Origin of the sequence: Actinoplanes ianthinogenes, assembly GCF_018324205.1 — a bacterium.
GTDB classification, from domain to species: Bacteria; Actinomycetota; Actinomycetes; order Mycobacteriales; family Micromonosporaceae; genus Actinoplanes; species Actinoplanes ianthinogenes.
Genome location: NZ_AP023356.1, coordinates 2517194 through 2532702 on the forward strand (window position 1 = coordinate 2517194; position 15509 = coordinate 2532702).

General features: G+C 69.3%; 21 protein-coding genes and 1 pseudogene. 15 read left to right on the top strand and 7 right to left on the bottom strand.

Translation table 11 applies throughout. The annotated features are described in order from the left end of the window. The first annotated feature begins 207 nt into the window (after positions 1-207). The 8 genes from Aiant_RS11630 to Aiant_RS11665 all read left to right on the top strand — a co-directional run bounded on the left by Aiant_RS11630 (position 208) and on the right by Aiant_RS11665 (position 5555). Positions 208-966, top strand: a complete 759-nt coding sequence (locus Aiant_RS11630; RefSeq protein ID WP_189333192.1) for a sigma-70 family RNA polymerase sigma factor — start codon at positions 208-210, stop codon at positions 964-966. A gap of 85 nt (positions 967-1051) precedes the next feature. After that, positions 1052-1201, top strand: a complete 150-nt coding sequence (locus Aiant_RS11635) for a hypothetical protein (RefSeq protein WP_189333191.1) — start codon at positions 1052-1054, stop codon at positions 1199-1201. Positions 1202-1365: 164 nt separating this feature from the next. Beyond that, positions 1366-1518: a hypothetical protein gene (locus tag Aiant_RS11640; protein WP_189333190.1), complete on the top strand. Its 153-nt coding sequence runs from the start codon at positions 1366-1368 to the stop codon at positions 1516-1518. After that, positions 1508-2089: a sigma factor gene (locus Aiant_RS11645; RefSeq protein WP_189333189.1), complete on the top strand. Its 582-nt coding sequence runs from the start codon at positions 1508-1510 to the stop codon at positions 2087-2089. Before Aiant_RS11640 ends, Aiant_RS11645 begins: the two co-directional genes overlap by 11 nt. A gap of 24 nt (positions 2090-2113) precedes the next feature. Continuing rightward, the gene (locus Aiant_RS11650) at positions 2114-2584 is read left to right on the top strand and encodes a hypothetical protein (protein WP_189333188.1); all 471 of its coding nucleotides are present in this window, start codon (positions 2114-2116) and stop codon (positions 2582-2584) included. A gap of 148 nt (positions 2585-2732) precedes the next feature. Beyond that, the gene (locus tag Aiant_RS11655; RefSeq protein WP_189333187.1) at positions 2733-3269 is read left to right on the top strand and encodes a hypothetical protein; all 537 of its coding nucleotides are present in this window, start codon (positions 2733-2735) and stop codon (positions 3267-3269) included. After that, a complete protein-coding gene (locus Aiant_RS11660; RefSeq protein ID WP_189333186.1) occupies positions 3266-4093 on the top strand; it encodes a hypothetical protein in 828 nt (275 codons plus the stop codon). The genes Aiant_RS11655 and Aiant_RS11660 overlap by 4 nt, the downstream gene beginning before the upstream one ends. An 82-nt stretch (positions 4094-4175) precedes the next feature. Then, positions 4176-5555 (top strand): UDP-N-acetylmuramoyl-tripeptide--D-alanyl-D-alanine ligase, encoded by a 1380-nt coding sequence (locus Aiant_RS11665; RefSeq protein ID WP_189333185.1) that lies wholly within the window; start codon positions 4176-4178, stop codon positions 5553-5555. 69 nt (positions 5556-5624) lie between these two features. Here Aiant_RS11665 and Aiant_RS11670 read toward each other — a convergent pair whose 3' ends face one another. The 3 genes from Aiant_RS11670 to Aiant_RS11680 all read right to left on the bottom strand — a co-directional run bounded on the left by Aiant_RS11670 (position 5625) and on the right by Aiant_RS11680 (position 7701). Next, complete coding sequence (locus Aiant_RS11670; RefSeq protein WP_189333184.1) at positions 5625-7067, bottom strand: UDP-N-acetylmuramate--L-alanine ligase; 1443 nt, start codon at positions 7065-7067, stop codon at positions 5625-5627. A 134-nt stretch (positions 7068-7201) separates the two neighbouring features. Then, entirely contained in the window at positions 7202-7450 is a 249-nt protein-coding gene (locus Aiant_RS11675) for a hypothetical protein (RefSeq protein WP_189333183.1), read from the bottom strand. Next, complete coding sequence (locus Aiant_RS11680) at positions 7447-7701, bottom strand: hypothetical protein (RefSeq protein WP_189333182.1); 255 nt, start codon at positions 7699-7701, stop codon at positions 7447-7449. The genes Aiant_RS11675 and Aiant_RS11680 overlap by 4 nt, the downstream gene beginning before the upstream one ends. 518 nt (positions 7702-8219) lie before the next feature. On the opposite strand from Aiant_RS11680, the gene Aiant_RS11685 reads away from it, so the two are divergent. The 4 genes from Aiant_RS11685 (at position 8220) to Aiant_RS11700 (ending at position 10881) form a co-directional block, all read left to right on the top strand. Beyond that, positions 8220-9032, top strand: coding sequence for a helix-turn-helix domain-containing protein (locus Aiant_RS11685; protein WP_189333181.1), 813 nt, complete (start codon positions 8220-8222; stop codon positions 9030-9032). Next, on the top strand, positions 9029-9253 hold the full coding sequence (locus Aiant_RS11690) for a DUF397 domain-containing protein (RefSeq protein ID WP_189333180.1): 225 nt from the start codon (positions 9029-9031) through the stop codon (positions 9251-9253). The genes Aiant_RS11685 and Aiant_RS11690 overlap by 4 nt, the downstream gene beginning before the upstream one ends. Before the next feature lie 191 nt (positions 9254-9444). After that, positions 9445-10395, top strand: coding sequence for a pirin family protein (locus Aiant_RS11695; protein ID WP_189333179.1), 951 nt, complete (start codon positions 9445-9447; stop codon positions 10393-10395). A gap of 21 nt (positions 10396-10416) precedes the next feature. After that, positions 10417-10881: a GNAT family N-acetyltransferase gene (locus tag Aiant_RS11700; RefSeq protein WP_189333483.1), complete on the top strand. Its 465-nt coding sequence runs from the start codon at positions 10417-10419 to the stop codon at positions 10879-10881. Here Aiant_RS11700 and Aiant_RS11705 read toward each other — a convergent pair. From Aiant_RS11705 to Aiant_RS11710, 3 genes and pseudogenes are all read right to left on the bottom strand, one after another. Then, the gene (locus Aiant_RS11705) at positions 10874-11374 is read right to left on the bottom strand and encodes a Clp protease N-terminal domain-containing protein (protein ID WP_425322691.1); all 501 of its coding nucleotides are present in this window, start codon (positions 11372-11374) and stop codon (positions 10874-10876) included. The two genes, Aiant_RS11700 and Aiant_RS11705, sit on opposite strands and share 8 nt — an antisense overlap. Then, positions 11348-11488: pseudogene (locus tag Aiant_RS47015) on the bottom strand (Clp protease N-terminal domain-containing protein); the annotation flags it as partial. The pseudogene Aiant_RS47015 and the gene Aiant_RS11705, both read right to left, overlap by 27 nt. Before the next feature lies 1 nt (position 11489). After that, entirely contained in the window at positions 11490-11726 is a 237-nt protein-coding gene (locus tag Aiant_RS11710; protein WP_189333177.1) for a helix-turn-helix domain-containing protein, read from the bottom strand. A gap of 85 nt (positions 11727-11811) precedes the next feature. On the opposite strand from Aiant_RS11710, the gene Aiant_RS11715 reads away from it, so the two are divergent. Continuing rightward, a complete protein-coding gene (locus Aiant_RS11715) occupies positions 11812-13008 on the top strand; it encodes an aminopeptidase (protein ID WP_189333176.1) in 1197 nt (398 codons plus the stop codon). Then, a complete protein-coding gene (locus Aiant_RS11720) occupies positions 12996-13670 on the top strand; it encodes a class I SAM-dependent methyltransferase (protein ID WP_189333175.1) in 675 nt (224 codons plus the stop codon). Before Aiant_RS11715 ends, Aiant_RS11720 begins: the two co-directional genes overlap by 13 nt. Here Aiant_RS11720 and Aiant_RS46480 read toward each other — a convergent pair. Further along, on the bottom strand, positions 13660-13788 hold the full coding sequence (locus Aiant_RS46480; protein ID WP_268248819.1) for a hypothetical protein: 129 nt from the start codon (positions 13786-13788) through the stop codon (positions 13660-13662). The genes Aiant_RS11720 and Aiant_RS46480 overlap by 11 nt on opposite strands. A gap of 89 nt (positions 13789-13877) precedes the next feature. Here Aiant_RS46480 and Aiant_RS11725 point away from each other — a divergent pair, with 89 nt between their 5' ends. Further along, the gene (locus Aiant_RS11725) at positions 13878-15455 is read left to right on the top strand and encodes a phospholipase D family protein (RefSeq protein ID WP_189333174.1); all 1578 of its coding nucleotides are present in this window, start codon (positions 13878-13880) and stop codon (positions 15453-15455) included. Positions 15456-15509 lie beyond the last annotated feature (54 nt).

Sequence of the window (15509 nt, forward strand, 5' to 3'; positions counted from 1 at the left end):
AAGCCCCCGGGAGCACTCGGGGGCTTCGTCGTTCCCTAAACCCGTTGCGCAAGTGACCTTGCGCACGCCTCTCGGAGATTTCTTGTTGCGCAAGTGATCTTGCGCAAGCCTTGACGCTTCCTGTCCCCTGACCTGCGCGATCGAACACCTGTCCACAAAGGGCCGATGACGTCGGCCGGACACCTCATGCCCTAGGAGGGCCTTCGCATGTCCATGTACGCCCAGATTTGGGATACCCCGGCCATCAAGATCGAGGACGCCGCTGAGGAGACTGCCGCGATCAAGGAGGCGCAGACCGGCGACGAGGGCGCGATCCTGCGGCTCTTCGCCGCCTACGTCCCGGCACTCAAGGCCGCGATGGGGACGTACACCGCCGTCCTGCCGATCGACGACGCCCGACAGGCGGCGTTCGTCGGTTTCATGAACGCAATCCGGGAGCACGAGGCCGCTCGGTCGGAGCGTCTCGCCGGGGCGATCCGTCAGCACGTGCACGAAGCGCTCAGCGGCGCCGTCGCCAACGGCAACGGCGGCTTGACGGTGCCCAGCCGGACGCTCAAGCGCGCCTTCGGCATCTTGAAGAAGGCCAACGGGGACGTCGCCGAGGGGGCGCGCATCGCGCCTCTGCACGAGATGACGGAGGAGACCTTCCTGGCCGTCATCGCCGCCGTGCGAGCCGACGAGTCGCTCGACTTCGAGATCGAGATCCACGGTGACGCCAGCTTCTTCGACGCCACCACCACGCCACATGAGGTCACGGACGTCGAGGACCGCATTCTGGTCGAGGCGGCCTTCCGGGCTGTCGACGGCCTGGAGGCGGAGGTCTGCCGGCTCGCCTACGGCTTCGCCGAGTTCAACCCGATTCCCGACGCCGAGATCGGCCACCGCCTCGGCTACTCGCGGCTTTCCGTACTGCGCACCCGGTCTCGCGCTCTGGACAAGATGCGTAAGATCATTTGCGCAAGCTAACTTGCGCAAATCGTTGGGGTCGAGGCGAACACCTCGGCCCCCGCTGGCCCACTCCCTCCCCGAATCCAAAAAGAAGGGAAATTCAGTGGCCCAGCCCCTCACCCGTGACCACGTCACGCGGACCCCTTACGACTTCACGGACTTCGAGGAGCGCGACGAGCGCGACGCGCAGGTCACCGATCTCGTCCGCGCCGCCGTCTACGAGGTCCCGACCCGCCCCGGGACGCGCCGATGATCCGCCGCCTCCGCAGTCTCCTCCGCGAGCGCCGCCTCGCCGCGCAGATCTCGCCTGGCTGGGAAACGGACGAGGGCGTTGCCGAGCTGCGACGTCTAGTCGAAGAGGCCCGCGCCGAGTCAGGCGCAGTGCCGGTCGTACCCGGCCCCTCAGTCCCTCGGCACGTGCCCGGCAGCGAGGCCGCTGCACGCGACCACCTGGCGCGGCACGACGGTACCCAGGAGATCGTCACCCAGACGCATCGCGTCCCGGCGACCTACTGGGACACCGACGGCTGGCGCCCGTACCGGCTTCCGGGCGGTGACCGTGACCGTTGATCTCACGCCGTTCGCCCAGGTCGACATCGGCCAAGCGCGAGCCTGGCTGAAAGGCTTCTCCAGGCGAATCGCCCCGTCCACCATCAGCGCGGATGACCTCGAAGCCGAGGGACTTATTGCGATGTGGCAGGCATACGAGAAGCGCGGCAACGACGGGCGCAACCTCGACTCCTACCTGATCCAGGCCGCGAAGTGGCAGATCTTGCAGGTGCTCGACCGGCGCAAGTGGACCGGCCAGGACAAGACGCGAGCACCGCGTGGGCGCAACTCTCCTGGTCATGTCATCCACGCTGACCAGGTCGAGCAGCTCCATCCCGATCACGTCATGGCGAACTGGGACGAGGCCGCGGCCGACGCCGCCGGCTATTGCGCTGCCGAGCTGGCGGACGTGCGTAGCCAGGTCCGCGACGCCCTCGCCTTCCTGCCGCCCTCGCATCGCGACCGGCTCTTCCGCAAGTTCTGGCTCGACGAGTCGGTCCCGCTCGCGGGCGGCTGGTGGGGGTCTCCGAACTACGGCGCGCGGACCCGGCTCCGCGCGCAGCTCGCACACCTTCAGCACTTCGCCGCCTAGGCGACCAACCCGCGAGGAGATCCTTTGTCCGCACCCATCACCGTCAGCGCGCTCAGTGTCGGCGACCGCGTCCTCCTGGACCCGCACGACTCGAACATCTTCGCCGCCACCGATGCCGATGCCCGCGCCGCCGAGGTGCTCAACATCGAGCGCGTCGGCCGACGGCGCCGAGTGCTGACCGACATCGGCTCGATTGAGGCCGGACCGACGGCCCGCGTCCTGCTCGCAACCACCGAGGAGACCGAGCCGACCGCCTCCGAAGCCGCGCCGCTGACCGCGGTCGTTACGGTCGACGAGGGCGGCCGGCTCACGCCGGACAGCACCGTCGCGGTCGGCGACACAACCGCCCCCGTCCCTGCAAAGGTCGACCGGATTGGCGGCCTCGGCCCGCTGCGAGTCGCCCGTGCGCTGCGCGAGTTGGGCTTCCGCACGGTCGGCCCGTGGGTCGATCAGGCGCCCGGCGTTGCATCGGCACCGGTCGAGCCGCTGCCGTAGTCGTTGCGCAAGGCAACTTGCGCAAGTTCACTTGCGCAACTATCTTGAGGGGCGCCGGGTGCTCCGCCTCCGAACCGAGGAGCTGACGCATCGCACCCGGCCTCTTTCTTTCACCCCTGCGCGAATGCGACTTCACCGAGGAGTCCGGTTGACCACCGCAATCACCCCGATCTCGCTGGCCCCGAACCACGACGGCATCCTGATCGAGCCAGGCCCCTTCGTCCCATCCGTCGGCCGCTGTGCGTGGTGCGACCAACTCTGCACACTCGACGCCAAAGGCGACCTCTGGGTCAGCACCGAGACCGGCCGAGGGATCTGTACCCCCGAGAACCGCGGTGCGGAGTGCCGCTGGGCGAGCTACCGCCTTCACGGCATCGACCCGCTGACTCTCAGCGGCCACGACTTCGCCTGCCTGTGCCAGTCCGGGATCATGCACCACCCGCTAGCAACGTCGCACTACCCGCACCCCGACCGCGTGCCCTTCCACTGCGGCAAGCCCGCGCGACTCACGCCGACGGCCTGGATCTGCCGAGGCTCAGTCGAGTTGCCCACCCCTCGTCGAGGCCGGCGCCCGGCCTCGACGGTCCGCATCGCCTGCGACTGGACCGTCCCGCCCGGCTCTTCGCTCAGCCCCGAATGCGTCGCGGGTCTCTGCGGCCACCAGAACCACGGAGGCGCGCTGTGAAGTTCCGGTCTCGCCGATCCACCAAACCGGGCCGCGGCGCCGCCTATGTCGGCACCGCGCTCGGTGCGGTCGTCTCGATCGCCGCCAACATCGCGCACACCTTCATCCCGCCCGAGGGCGCTCCGGCCGACTGGACGCCGAAGGTTGGCGCGGTGCTGATCTCGATCTTCTGGCCGGTCGCGCTGGCCGTTGTGGTCGAGGTCTTCGCCCGCGTGCCGTGGCCCCGTACCTGGTGGGCCTGGCTCGTCCGTGTCCTCGGTCTGGCCCCGGTCGCTGCCGTTGCCGCGGTCGTTTCGTACCGGCACCTCTCCGGCCTGCTGAGCTACTACGGCGAAGACCCGATCGCGGTGCGGTTCGGGCCGATCGCCGTAGACGGCCTCATGCTGATCTCGACCGTGGCAATCATCGTCACCGGCCAGGTAGCGGCAACGCGCATCCCCGAGAGCGTGTCCCCCGCCGTACCCGCGGCTCTACCGACCTTCACGCCGCGTCCGACTCCGGTGGTCGTCCCGGCAGGCGCGCGAACGCTGCCGCTGGTGGCGCTCAGCAATTCGCAGGCGAATCCGGAGGCCAAGGGCAAGCCCCTGGCTGGGCCGGACGAGGTCGAGCCCGCAGAGGAATTCTCAGAGGGTGAGCTGATCATCCTGCCGCCTCCGCCCAATGGGCGCCCGGCGGCCGAAACCCGGCGGCTCTACGACAAGCTCGCGGCGCAAGCCGAGGCTCGGGGCGAGAAGCTCACTCAGACGAAGGCCGCCGAGCTACTCAAGATCTCCCGCTGGACGCTGCGGTCAGCGCTGGAGGCGACCGAGGCCATCGAGGCGTGAACTACCAGAAGGCCCGGCCCTGGCTGCTCCTCGCGAGCTACCGGGGTCGGGCCTTCGGCCTGTTCGGCGGTAATGTGCCTGGGTGCTGCCTTTGACTATTGCCGAGATCGCCGCCGCCGTAGGCGGTGTCATTGACAACGCAGACCCGGAGGCACAGGTAACCGGACTCTGCACGTTCGACTCCCGCACGGTGGAACAGGGCAGTCTCTATGCCGCTCTTCCCGGCGCACGAGTCGACGGGCACGACTTCGCCGAGCAGGCCATCCGCTCAGGCGCGACGGTCGTCTTGGCGGCCCGGCCGGTCGGCGTGCCGGCCATCGTCGTAAGCGACGTGCTCGCGGCTTACGGCCGACTTGCTACCGCCATCGCGGAACGCATTCCGGGTCTCGGCGTGGTCGCCGTGACCGGCTCCGTCGGCAAGACCACGACCAAGGACTTGCTCGGCCAACTCCTCTCCGCGCTTGGTCCGACCACCGCCCCGCCCGGCAACCGCAATAGCGAATCCGGGATGCCCGAGAACGTCTCGCGCCTCACGCCGGAATCGAGGTTCCTCGTCCTGGAGATGGGCGCCCGTCACGTCGGCGACATCGCCTACCTGACGTCGCTCGTCCGGCCGCAGGTCGGCATCGTGCTCAACGTCGGCAGCGCCCACCTGGGCGAGTTTGGCTCGCGGGAGAACATCGCCAAGGCCAAGGGCGAGATCATCGAGTCCTTGCCGGCCGATGGCAGGGCAGTGATCAACGCGGACGACCCGCTCGTCTCGGCGATGGCAAGTCGGACCGTCGCGAACGTGGTCACATTCGGGCTGGCCCCGGAAGCGACGGTGCGGGGCGAGTCGATCGTGGTCGACGAATTCGGGCGGGCGTCCTTCACCTTGCAGGCACCGCAGGGCTCCGCGCGGGTGTCGCTGCGTCTCCACGGCGAGCACCTGGTCTCGAACGCTCTGGCAGCGGCGGCGGCTGTCCTCCACTTCACCGATGACGTGGCGCTGGTCGCGCGAGTGCTCAGCTCGGCCGAGCCGGTCTCCGGCGGGCGGATGGCCGTGTCGGAGGCGCCGGATGGAATCACGGTCATCAACGACGCCTATAACGCGAGCCCGGTCTCGATGATCGCCGCGCTGAAGACGCTGAAGACTCTCGCCAAGGGCCGGCGAAGCGTCGCGGTGCTCGGGCAGATGAACGAGCTTGGCGAGACCTCTTCAGCCGACCACGCGGGCGTCGGCGAGGAGGTGGGGCGGATCGGAGTTGACCTTCTCGTCACCGTAGGAAACGACGACGCGGCCCAGCTCGGCGAGACGGCTGCGCAGCAAGGGATCAACGCTCTCCATGTGCCCGACCGTGAGTCAGCGCGCGAGCTGCTCCGAGACACGCTCATCCCGGGCGACGTCGTCCTTCTCAAGGGCTCAAACGGTGTTGGCCTGATGGCGCTCGGGTCCGAGCTAGCTGCTGGCCTCAAGGCATAGGGAAAGGGGGCGCTCCGGCAAGAGCGCCCCCTTCATCTCAATGCAGCGTCACCCCGCGGGTGTAGCCGCCTACCTGACCGAGTGCCCCGCGTTGACCTCCAGCGTGGCGAGGATCGGCTCGGCCAGGTCGGTCACGTCGCCCGTCCCCATCAGTACGACGACGTCCCCGGGGTGGGCGTGTGCCGCGACGAGATCCACCGGGCCGCCCTCGGAGGCGTAACGGACCTGACTGTCGTTCATCACGACCGAGTCCCCGACGAGAACCGAGGAGACGCCCTCCTCGGGCACATACCCCCGGATGTCGAGCAGGATCACGACGTCCGCGCCGTCCGCCAGAGCGGCGCCCATCTCCTTTCCGAACGCCTTGACGCGAGCGAAGCCGGTCGGCTGGAACACTGCGATGACCTTGCGCGACCCGGCGATCGAGCGCGCCGCCCGGAGGTCCGCCGCGATCTCGTTGTGGTGGTCGGAGAAGCAATCCACGACCGTGACGCCTCCCGCCTTGCCGTATCGAGCGAAGCGGCGCGGCATTTCGGCGAAGGTGTTGATCGCCTCCGCGGCCTCGACCGAGTTGGCGCCGAGCTGCACGAGCACGGCCAGCGCCGCCACCGCGTCGTGCAGATGCTCCCGCGACGGCGTCTTGAGCCGCAGCGCGACGGGCTCCCCGTTCTGGAGGTCGACCTGAGCCGTCGCGTTCCAGCCGAGGACCTTGATGCGCGTGAGCTGCACGACCGAGGACTTGTCCTTGCCGAACGTGACGACCTGGACGTCCGGCCGCGCCCGGCGTACCTGCTTGACCAGCCGCTCGGTGACCGGCGAGTCGGCGTTGACCACGAGGACGCCCTGATGACGCAGCCGCAGGGCGAACGTGACGTAGGCCGACAGGACGTCGTCGAGGCTGGTGTAGTTCTCCGGGTGGTCGTGCTCGATGTTGGTCACCACGACCACAGCCGGTGTGAGGAAGTGGAAGGAGCGGTCGGACTCGTCCGCCTCGACCACGAACAGGTCGCCCTTGCCGGTGCGCGCTCCGGAGCCAGGCTCGTTGAGGTCTGCGCCGATCAGGTAGGTCGGGTCCTCATTCAGCGCCGTCAGCGCGGTCGCGAGGACACCCGTGGTGGTCGACTTGCCGTGCGAGCCGGTGACCGCGATCAGCCGCCGGTCGCCCACGATCTCCTGGAGGACCTGGGCCCGATGAACGATCGGGATGCCCGCATCCCGCGCCGCCGCCACGTCGGCGGCCTGAGCCGCCGCGGTCGTGTAGACGACGCACGATGCGCCGACCACGGCCTCGGCGCTGTGCCCGACGGTGACCTTGCAGCCCAGCGCGCGCAGGGCTTCCAGGCGCTCCGAATCGGCGGAGTCGGTGCCCGTGACCTCACTGCCGCGCTCCGCGCAGAGTTTCGCGAGACCCGACATGGCGAGGCCGCCGATGCCGACGAAGTGGGGGCGGGTCAGGTCGATGGGGCCGGTGTACGGGTGCGAGGTGGGGTTGCCAGTGACGGTGTCACCCATGACTGTTCCTCTCGTTGGACCGGGACTCTTATCGATGCCGGCGGGGTGCCGGAGATCGACCATCAGAAAGTTGTGCTTGGCCGGCGGGGTGCGAAGGTGCACGGGGGGGGTCACGCGCCGCACCCCGCCGGGGTTTAGGAGGGCTCGTCGCCCGAGGTCGCCATTCGCGCCTTTGCGGCTGTCTTGCTGTCCAGGACGAGCTGCTCAACCGCAACCGCCATGTCCTCAGCCTCCAGTTCGATGACGGCGCGGCCTTCGTGCATATAGATCCAGTCGACCTTGACCAACGTGGTGCCGACCCTCACCACGGGCGGCACATCGAAGGCGTCTAGCAGCAGGCCGAGGAGCCCAGTCCGCTTCTTCGGCGGCTCCTGGTCCGTCATGCCGTGACCTCCGGCTCGGACCAACCGAGGAACCGGTCGTACAGGTCGGGTGGCGTCTTGCCCGAGCCCGTGGCCCAGTCGTCGATCGCCTCGGTCATACATGAGCCGAGAAAGAGCGCGAGGCCGTGCGGGAACTTCTGGTACTGCTCGGCGAGCTCCACCTTGGCGGTGGCGCACGGCCACGGCTCGCCGCAGACCCGGCAGTCCCAGGTGGGACGCTCACCTTGGTGTTCCGTGCGTGGAACTAGCACGGCGCACCCCCTCGCGAGCGGCGCTCCTGGCCGGGAGTCAGAGAGCCAGCCCGCGCAACCTGGAAAAGCGGCATCGTGTTGGTCTGCCAGCTCGGGATATCAGGGCGGCGGCCGTCTGTGATCTTTCCGGGGTCGCTGACAGCCGTCAGTGTGCGGAGTTCTTCGCCTTCCCGCCGCCGGGCGATCCAAGACTCGATGCAGGGCCAGGGCAAGCCGCAAGTACACCGACGCCGGCCGAAGATCCACCACCTACGTCTGCCCCTTGTGTGCATCATGGCCCCCTGCGAGTCAGGTATCCGACGAGCTTTCACGTACGGATGAGTGCTTGCGTGCTGCAAATCACTGATCCGTGCAAAGACCGTACGGCGTGCAAGACTCGCCGTGCAAACACCTCGCGCCGTGCAAATTTGGGGGTGGGTGCAAGGCTCGGGGGCGGAGGGGCGTTTGTAACACTGGTGGTCACGAGCGCTTGGAGGTGGCAGATGGGCTCAGTAAGCGGCCGAAGCCTCGGTATCGCTTTGCGCAAACTGCGCAAAAGCAAGGGCCTCACTCTTGAGGATGTCGCCAAGCACTTCGACTGGTCACCCGCCAAGGTGTCCCGCATCGAGCTTGGTCGAGTTGCCGTCACTACCCGAGACGCCCGTGACCTGGCGATTTACTACGGCGTCGATGACGAGACGGAACTCCAGACGTTGCGCCGTCTGGCCCGAGGTAGTCGTCAACGCGACTGGTGGCACGCATACAACGACGTCTTGCCGAAGCAGTTCGGGACATACCTGGGGCTGGAGGCAGAGGCAGCCAGCATTCACGCCTGGGAACCGCTGCTCATCCCGGGCCTGCTCCAGACCGCGGCATATGCCCGCGCCCTGGTTGTCGCTCATCGCGCAGAGCACAATGAAGGCGAGACGGAGCGGCGTGTCGAGGCACGCATGGAGCGCCAGGACATCTTGAGCGGCGAAGAGGCACCGTTCATGCAGGCGGTTCTCGGCGAGAGCGCGCTGCGGCGGCAGGTCGGCGGACGAGACGTGATGCGGGATCAACTCGCGTTCTTGGCCAAGATGACGGAGCGCCAGAACGTGCAGGTGCACATCGTGCCGTACTCGGCCGGCGCATACATGCCGATGGAAGGCGGCTTCCAGATGCTCCGCTTCGCGGATCCGGAGGCTGCCCCGATCGTGTGCATAGACCTGCTCACGCGGAACCTGTACCTGGACGATGTAGCGGAAGTCGGCAGGTACAGGGACGCCTGGGAGGATGTATTGACAAAGGCGTTGCCGCATACGGAGTCTGCCGCGATGATCAAGGCAGCAGCCGAGGAGATGGAGAAATGACCGAGAAGACGTACGGCAGGACCTTTGACCGCAACGCCGTGACCTGGCGAAAGGGCAGCCGGAGCAACGGCGGAGGCGGCAACTGCGTCGAGGTGACCGACCTTCCCGACGGTGGCTTCGCCGTTCGCGACAGCAAGGACCCAGAGGGGCCGATCCTCTTCTTCACTCCGGCCGAGCGCGCCGCTTTCGTGGCCGGCGTGATGGAGGAGAACCTCCTCTAAGGGGGTCGCCCACTAGGTCACATCTGACCACTGACGAGCAACGAACGAGCCCGGCCGCTGAGGCGGACCGGGCTTTTTCGTGCCCTCTGACCGATGACGCGGCTCACTAGTTCTTCAGATTTGAAGCGAAGTCCTGGTCTTTCAGATTTGAAAGAGCTACGCTGAAGCCCTCGAAGTCAGGAGGGCTCGAAATGCCTGCGATCACCGTTGATGACGTGCTTGTTCTGCCCCGGCTGCCGAAGCTGGACCCGGTGGCGACGGAATACCGCCCGGTGCGCCGGCTGACGACTGCGCCGCAGGGATTCGAGGGCGAAGGATTCCCCGTCCGGCGAGCATTCGCGGGCGTGCCACTCAGTGAGCTGGACCCGTTCATCCACCTGGATCAGATGGGTGAAGTGTTGTACCAAGCGGGAGAACCTAAGGGCACGCCGTGGCACCCGCACCGGGGATTCGAAACGGTCACTTACATGATCGACGGGATCATGGACCACCAGGACTCGCTGGGCGGCGGTGGCTCGATCACCAACAGCGACACCCAGTGGATGACCGCCGGATCCGGCATCCTGCACATCGAGGCGCCGCCGGAGCACCTGGTGACCAGCGGCGGCCTGTTCCACGGCCTCCAGCTCTGGGTGAACCTGCCGCGCGCCGCCAAGATGATCGACCCGAAGTACCAGGACATTCGCGGCAAGGCCGCCGCCCTGGTCACGACCCCGGACGGCGGCGCGCTGATCCGGATCATCGCGGGCTCGGTGGGCGGGCACGAGGGCCCCGGCTCGACCTTCACGCCGATCAACCTGGCGCACGTGACGCTCCAGCCGGGCGCGCGGCTCGACCTGCCGTGGCAGCCGGAGTACAACGCTCTGGTCTACGCGCTCTCCGGCGAGGGCTGGGCCGGCACCGACATGCGGCCGATCCAGCTCGGGCAGCTGGCCACCTTCGGCGCGGGCGACGCGATCCGGGTCGAGGCCAAGAGCGAGCTCGACCTGTTCATCATGGGCGGCCGGCCGATCCGCGAGCCGGTGGCGCACTACGGCCCGTTCGTGATGAACACCAAGGCGGAGTTGCAGCAGGCCTTCGACGACTTCCAGAAGGGCCGGCTCGGCACCGTCCCGGCCACCCGGCTGCCGCACACCGACTGAGGTCGTTAGCCTGCGGCGGTGATGATCCGTCAGGCTGTGCCCGCCGACGCGGGCGAACTCGTCCGGCTCCGGGCCGTGATGCTGCGCACCTTCGACGTGCCGGGGTGGAACGACGAGTGGCGCGAGCCTGCCCGGCAGACCCTGGTGGACCGGCTCGGGCAGGCCGAGCCGGCGCTCGGCGCGTTCGTCGTGGACCGCCCGGACGGCGACGGGCTGGCGGCGTGCGCGCTCGGGCAGATCGAGCAGCGGCTGGGGAATCCGTCCAACCCGGACGGCCGGGTCGGTTACGTCTACAACGTGGTGACCGATCCGGACATGCGGCGGCGGGGGTACTCGCGGGGCTGCATGGAGGCCCTGCTGGCGTGGTTCCGCGGGCGCGGGGTGCGCGCCGTCGACCTGCGGGCGTCGGCCGACGGCGCGGCCCTTTACGAGTCGCTCGGGTTCCGCAGGACCCGCGAGCCCGGGATGCGGCTGACGATCAGCTGATCGCGCGGGCCTCCAGGGACCGGGTCAGGCCGGCGCGCAGGCGGTCGAAGTCCACCTGCCGCTCGGAGAGGATCAGCGTCGCCAGGCCCTCGCCCTCGCGGAGCATCCCGAGCATGATGTGCTCCGGCGCGATGAACTTGTGCTTCAGCCGGATCGCCTCGCGCAGCGACAACTCCAGCACCTTCTTGTTGCGCGCGGAGAACGGGATGTGCCCGCTGGTGGTGAAGTACTGCTTCCCGAAGATCCCCCGCTTCCTCGGGGCGGGGCGGGGCAGGCGCAGCGACCCGGCGCCGAAATTCTCCTCGATCGCGGCGCGGACCGCGTCCAGGTCGATGCCGATCGCCTTGAGCGCGGCGGCGTCCTCGGCGTCCCGCTCCGCGACCGCGTCCGGCTCGGTGCTCCGGTCGCCCACGTGCCGGACGATCGCCTCGCGCACCGCGGCCCGGTCGATGCCGGCGTCGCGCAGCACCACGGCCGCGCCGTTGTCGGCCATCAGCATCGAGAGCAGCAGATGCTCCGTGCCGATCCGCGTGTGGCCCAGCTCCCGGGCCTGCTCCTGAGCGCCGGTCACGACCGTCCGCGCGCTGTCGGTGAATCGCTCGAACATCTCAGCCCTCCCGCGGGTCGTGCATCGGCATCAGGCGTGCGTGCTTCTTGTGGACGCCCTGGCGGGTCACCTCGAGCGCGTCGGCGATCTCCTGCCAGGACCAGCCTTTGCGGCGCGCATTGGCCACCTGCAAGTGCTCCAGGCCCTCCAGCAGGCGGCGCAGCGCCACCACGGCGCGCAGCCCGACCCGGGGGTCGGCACTGCTCGCGGCGGCGGCAAGGTCGGTTGCCTCGGTCATGCTGTCAACCTACGTTGACGACGGCACTCTGTCAACCTCGGTTGACGGGCAGGTTTTTGCCGGAGGCCCGTTCTAGGCTTCCGGCATGGATTGGATCGAACGCTTCGCCGACGTGGTGGTCCGCGCCGGGGTCAACATCCAGCCCGGCCAGGGCGTGGTGCTGAACACCGACACCGCCCATCTGGAGATCGCCCGCGCGGTGGTCGAGGCCGCCTATCGGGCCGGCGCCGCCTGGGTCGAGCCGGTCTGGCGGGACGGGCCGATGCACCGCTCCGCGGTCGACCACGCGAGCCTCGACCAGCTGCGGTCCAGCCGGCCATGGGCGATCCAGCGCACCCGCGAGTGGGCCGAGCAGGGCGCCGCCTGGATCACGCTGGTCGGTGACGCCGACCCGCACGTGCTCGACGGCGCCGACCCGGCCAAGGCCGCCGCGGTCCGGGTCGACGAGTCGCTGGCCTATCGGTCCGCGGTGGTGGGCAAGCTGCGCTGGACCGTGATCGGCGCGCCCAACCCGGGCTGGGCCACCCAGGTCTTCGGCGAGCCGGACGTCGACCGGCTCTGGGCCGCGGTCGGCGCCGCGATGCGCCTCGACCAGGACGATCCGGTCGCCGCCTGGCGGCAGCGGGCCGCCACGCTCGCCGAGCGCGGCGCGACGCTGGACGCGCTGGAGCTCACCGAGGTCCGCTATCACGGCGAGGGCACCGACCTCACCGTCGGCCTGATCCCGGGCTGCCACTGGACCGGTGGCGGCATGATCGACGACGCCGGTGTGCCGTACATGCCGAACATCCCGACCGAGGAGGTCTTCACCAGCCCGGACCGCCGCCGGGCCGAGGGCACGCTGCGGATCACCAAGCCGCTCGCGTTGCAGGGCCGGCTGGTCCGGGGGCTGCGGCTGACCTTCGAGGGCGGCCGGATCGTCGCGGCCACCGCCGAGGAGGGGCAGGACATCGTCGAGGCCCAGCTGGCCACCGACGACGGCGCGCGTCACCTGGGCGAGGTGTCGCTGGTCGACCGGGACAGCCGGATCGCGCAGGCCGGCATCGTCTTCCACAGCACGCTCTTCGACGAGAACGCGGGCTGTCACGTCGCGTGGGGTCAGAGCTTCCCGTTCGCCGTGCCGGGCGGCGTCGGCATGACCCCGGAGCAGCGCGCCGAGCTGGGGCTGAACGTCTCGGGAGTGCACACCGACGTGGTGGTCGGCGGTGCGGGCATCACCGTCACCGGCACCGGTCCGAAAGGGACGGTCGACATCATCCGGGACGACGAGTGGGTGCTGTGACGGCGGCCTACGACGAGATCGCCGATTGGTACGAGCACGAGTTCCTGGCCCGGTCCACGCCCGGCGACCCGATCGGCATCCGCCGGTCGCTGACGACACTGCTCGGGCCGGGCGCCGGGCGCTGCCTGGAGATCGGTTGCGGCACCGGGGCCTATGCGGCCCCGATCCGCGACCTGGGCTGGACCCCGCTCGGGGCGGACCTCTCGGCCGGCATGCTGCGACACGCCGCGGGGCGGTTGCCGGTCGCCCGCGCCGACGCGGCCCGCTTGCCGGTCCGCGACGCCTCGGTGGACGCGGCGGTGACCGTGATGGCGCACACCGACATGCCGGACTATCCCGCGGTGCTGCGGGAGGCCGCCCGGGTGCTGCGCCCGGGGGGCGTGTTCGTCCACATCGGTGTGCATCCGGCGTTCTGCGGCGGGTTCGCCGATCGCGGCGATCCCGCCGCCGTGGTGATCCGCCCGGGCTATCTCGACGGTCACTGGACCACCGAGTCCTGGACCACCGAGGGCGTCCGGTCCCGGGTCGGCGCCAGTCACTGGCCGTTGCCGGAGCTGTTGCAGGCCTTTCTCGACGCCGGGCTGACGTTCGAGCGGTTCGGTGAGGGCGGCGCCCCGGTCCCCACGGTGCTCGCGATCCGGGCGCGCACGGTCAGGACATGAGCAGGATCGCGGTGGTGCCCAGCAGCACCAGGAGCAACACCGCGACGAGCAGTCCCGTCTCGGCGGCGGTCTCGGAGGTTTCAGAAACTGGGGCGGTGGTCAAAGGTTCACTGCTCATGACGAGACTCCTCCGCAGGTCGCGAGAAGGTGCGTGCGGCGGCCGGGGGGCTTACGGTGAGGGCGTCATCGACCTCAGAGGGGTTACCTGTGCCATCGGAGGACTGGCTGTTGACCGCCGCCGAGCGCGGCAACCCGCACTCTGACATACCCACCTGGACCACTGGAAACACCGTCGAACCGCTTATTCACGGAAAAACGTATTTTTCCCGATTGATGGCGGAGGTGGAGCAGCTCGAGGCCGGTGATCACCTGCTGTTCACCGACTGGCGGGGCGATCCGGACGAGGTGCTCGCCGACGACGGACCGACGATCGCCGACCTGTTCGCGGCAGCGGCCCGGCGCGGCGTGCTGGTCAAGGGCCTGCTCTGGCGGTCACATCTGGACAAGCTGGCGTACAGCGAGGAGGAGAACCGGAACCTCGGCGACGCGATCCGCGAGGCCGGCGGCGAGGTGCTGCTCGACCAGCGGGTCCGCCGCGGTGGCTCACACCACCAGAAACTCGTGGTGCTGCGGCACCCGGGGCGGCCCGAGCGGGACGTGGCGTTCGTCGGCGGGATCGACCTGTGCCACAGCCGGCGCGACGACGCCGAGCACCACGGTGATCCGCAGGCGGTGCGGATGGCGTCGGCGTACGGGCCGACGCCGCCCTGGCACGACATCCAGCTGGAGCTGCGCGGTCCGGTGGTCGGCGCCCTGGACCTGACCTTCCGCGAGCGCTGGTGCGATCCGGCGCCGCTGGACCAGCACGGGCCGATCTCCACCGCGATGGACACGCTGAAGCACGCCGACCTGCACGCCGACCGGATGCCCCCGCAGCCACCGGATCCGCCGGCGTCCGGGCCGATGACCGTGCAGGTGCTGCGGACGTACCCGGCGATGCGTCCGCGCTACAGTTTCGCCCCGCTCGGCGAGCAGACCGTGGCGCGCGGCTACACCAAGGCGATCAAGCGGGCCCGGCGGCTGATCTACCTGGAGGATCAATACCTCTGGTCGACCGAGGTGGCGCAGCTGTTCGCCGAGGCGTTGCGCGACAATCCCGAGCTGCACCTGATCGCCGTGGTGCCGCGTCATCCGGACGTGGACGGCGCGTTCGCGCTGCCACCCAACCAGGTCGGCCGCGAGCAGGCGATCGACCTGTGCCGGCACGCCGCGTCCGACCGGGTACACATCTTCGACCTGGAGAATCACGCCGGCACGCCGATCTATGTGCACGCCAAGGTGTGCGTCGTCGACGACGTGTGGTGCAGCGTGGGCAGCGACAACTTCAACCGTCGTTCGTGGACGCACGACAGCGAGCTGTCCTGCGCCGTCCTCGACGACACCCGGGACGATCGGGAGCCGCGGGACCCGGCCGGGCTGGGCGACGGCGCGCGGCGTTTCCCCCGCGATCTCCGGCTCGAGCTGATGCGCGAGCACCTCGACGCGGCCGACACCAAAGACCTTCTGGACCCGATTTCTTCCGTACGCACGATGCGCGCGGCCGCCGAGGCATTACGTGACTGGGCCGAGAACGGCCGGCGAGGGCCCCGCCCGCCGGGGCGGCTGATCCCCCACTCGACCGAGCGTCTGCCCTGGTTCCAGCGGGCCTGGGCGACTCCCGCCTACCGGCTGATCTACGACCCGGACGGTCGTCCGTGGCGGGATCGGCGGGCGGGCCGGTGGTGAGGGGTGTATCCAGCCACACCGTCGTAGCGGTGGCCAGCCGGATGGGCCGGGCGT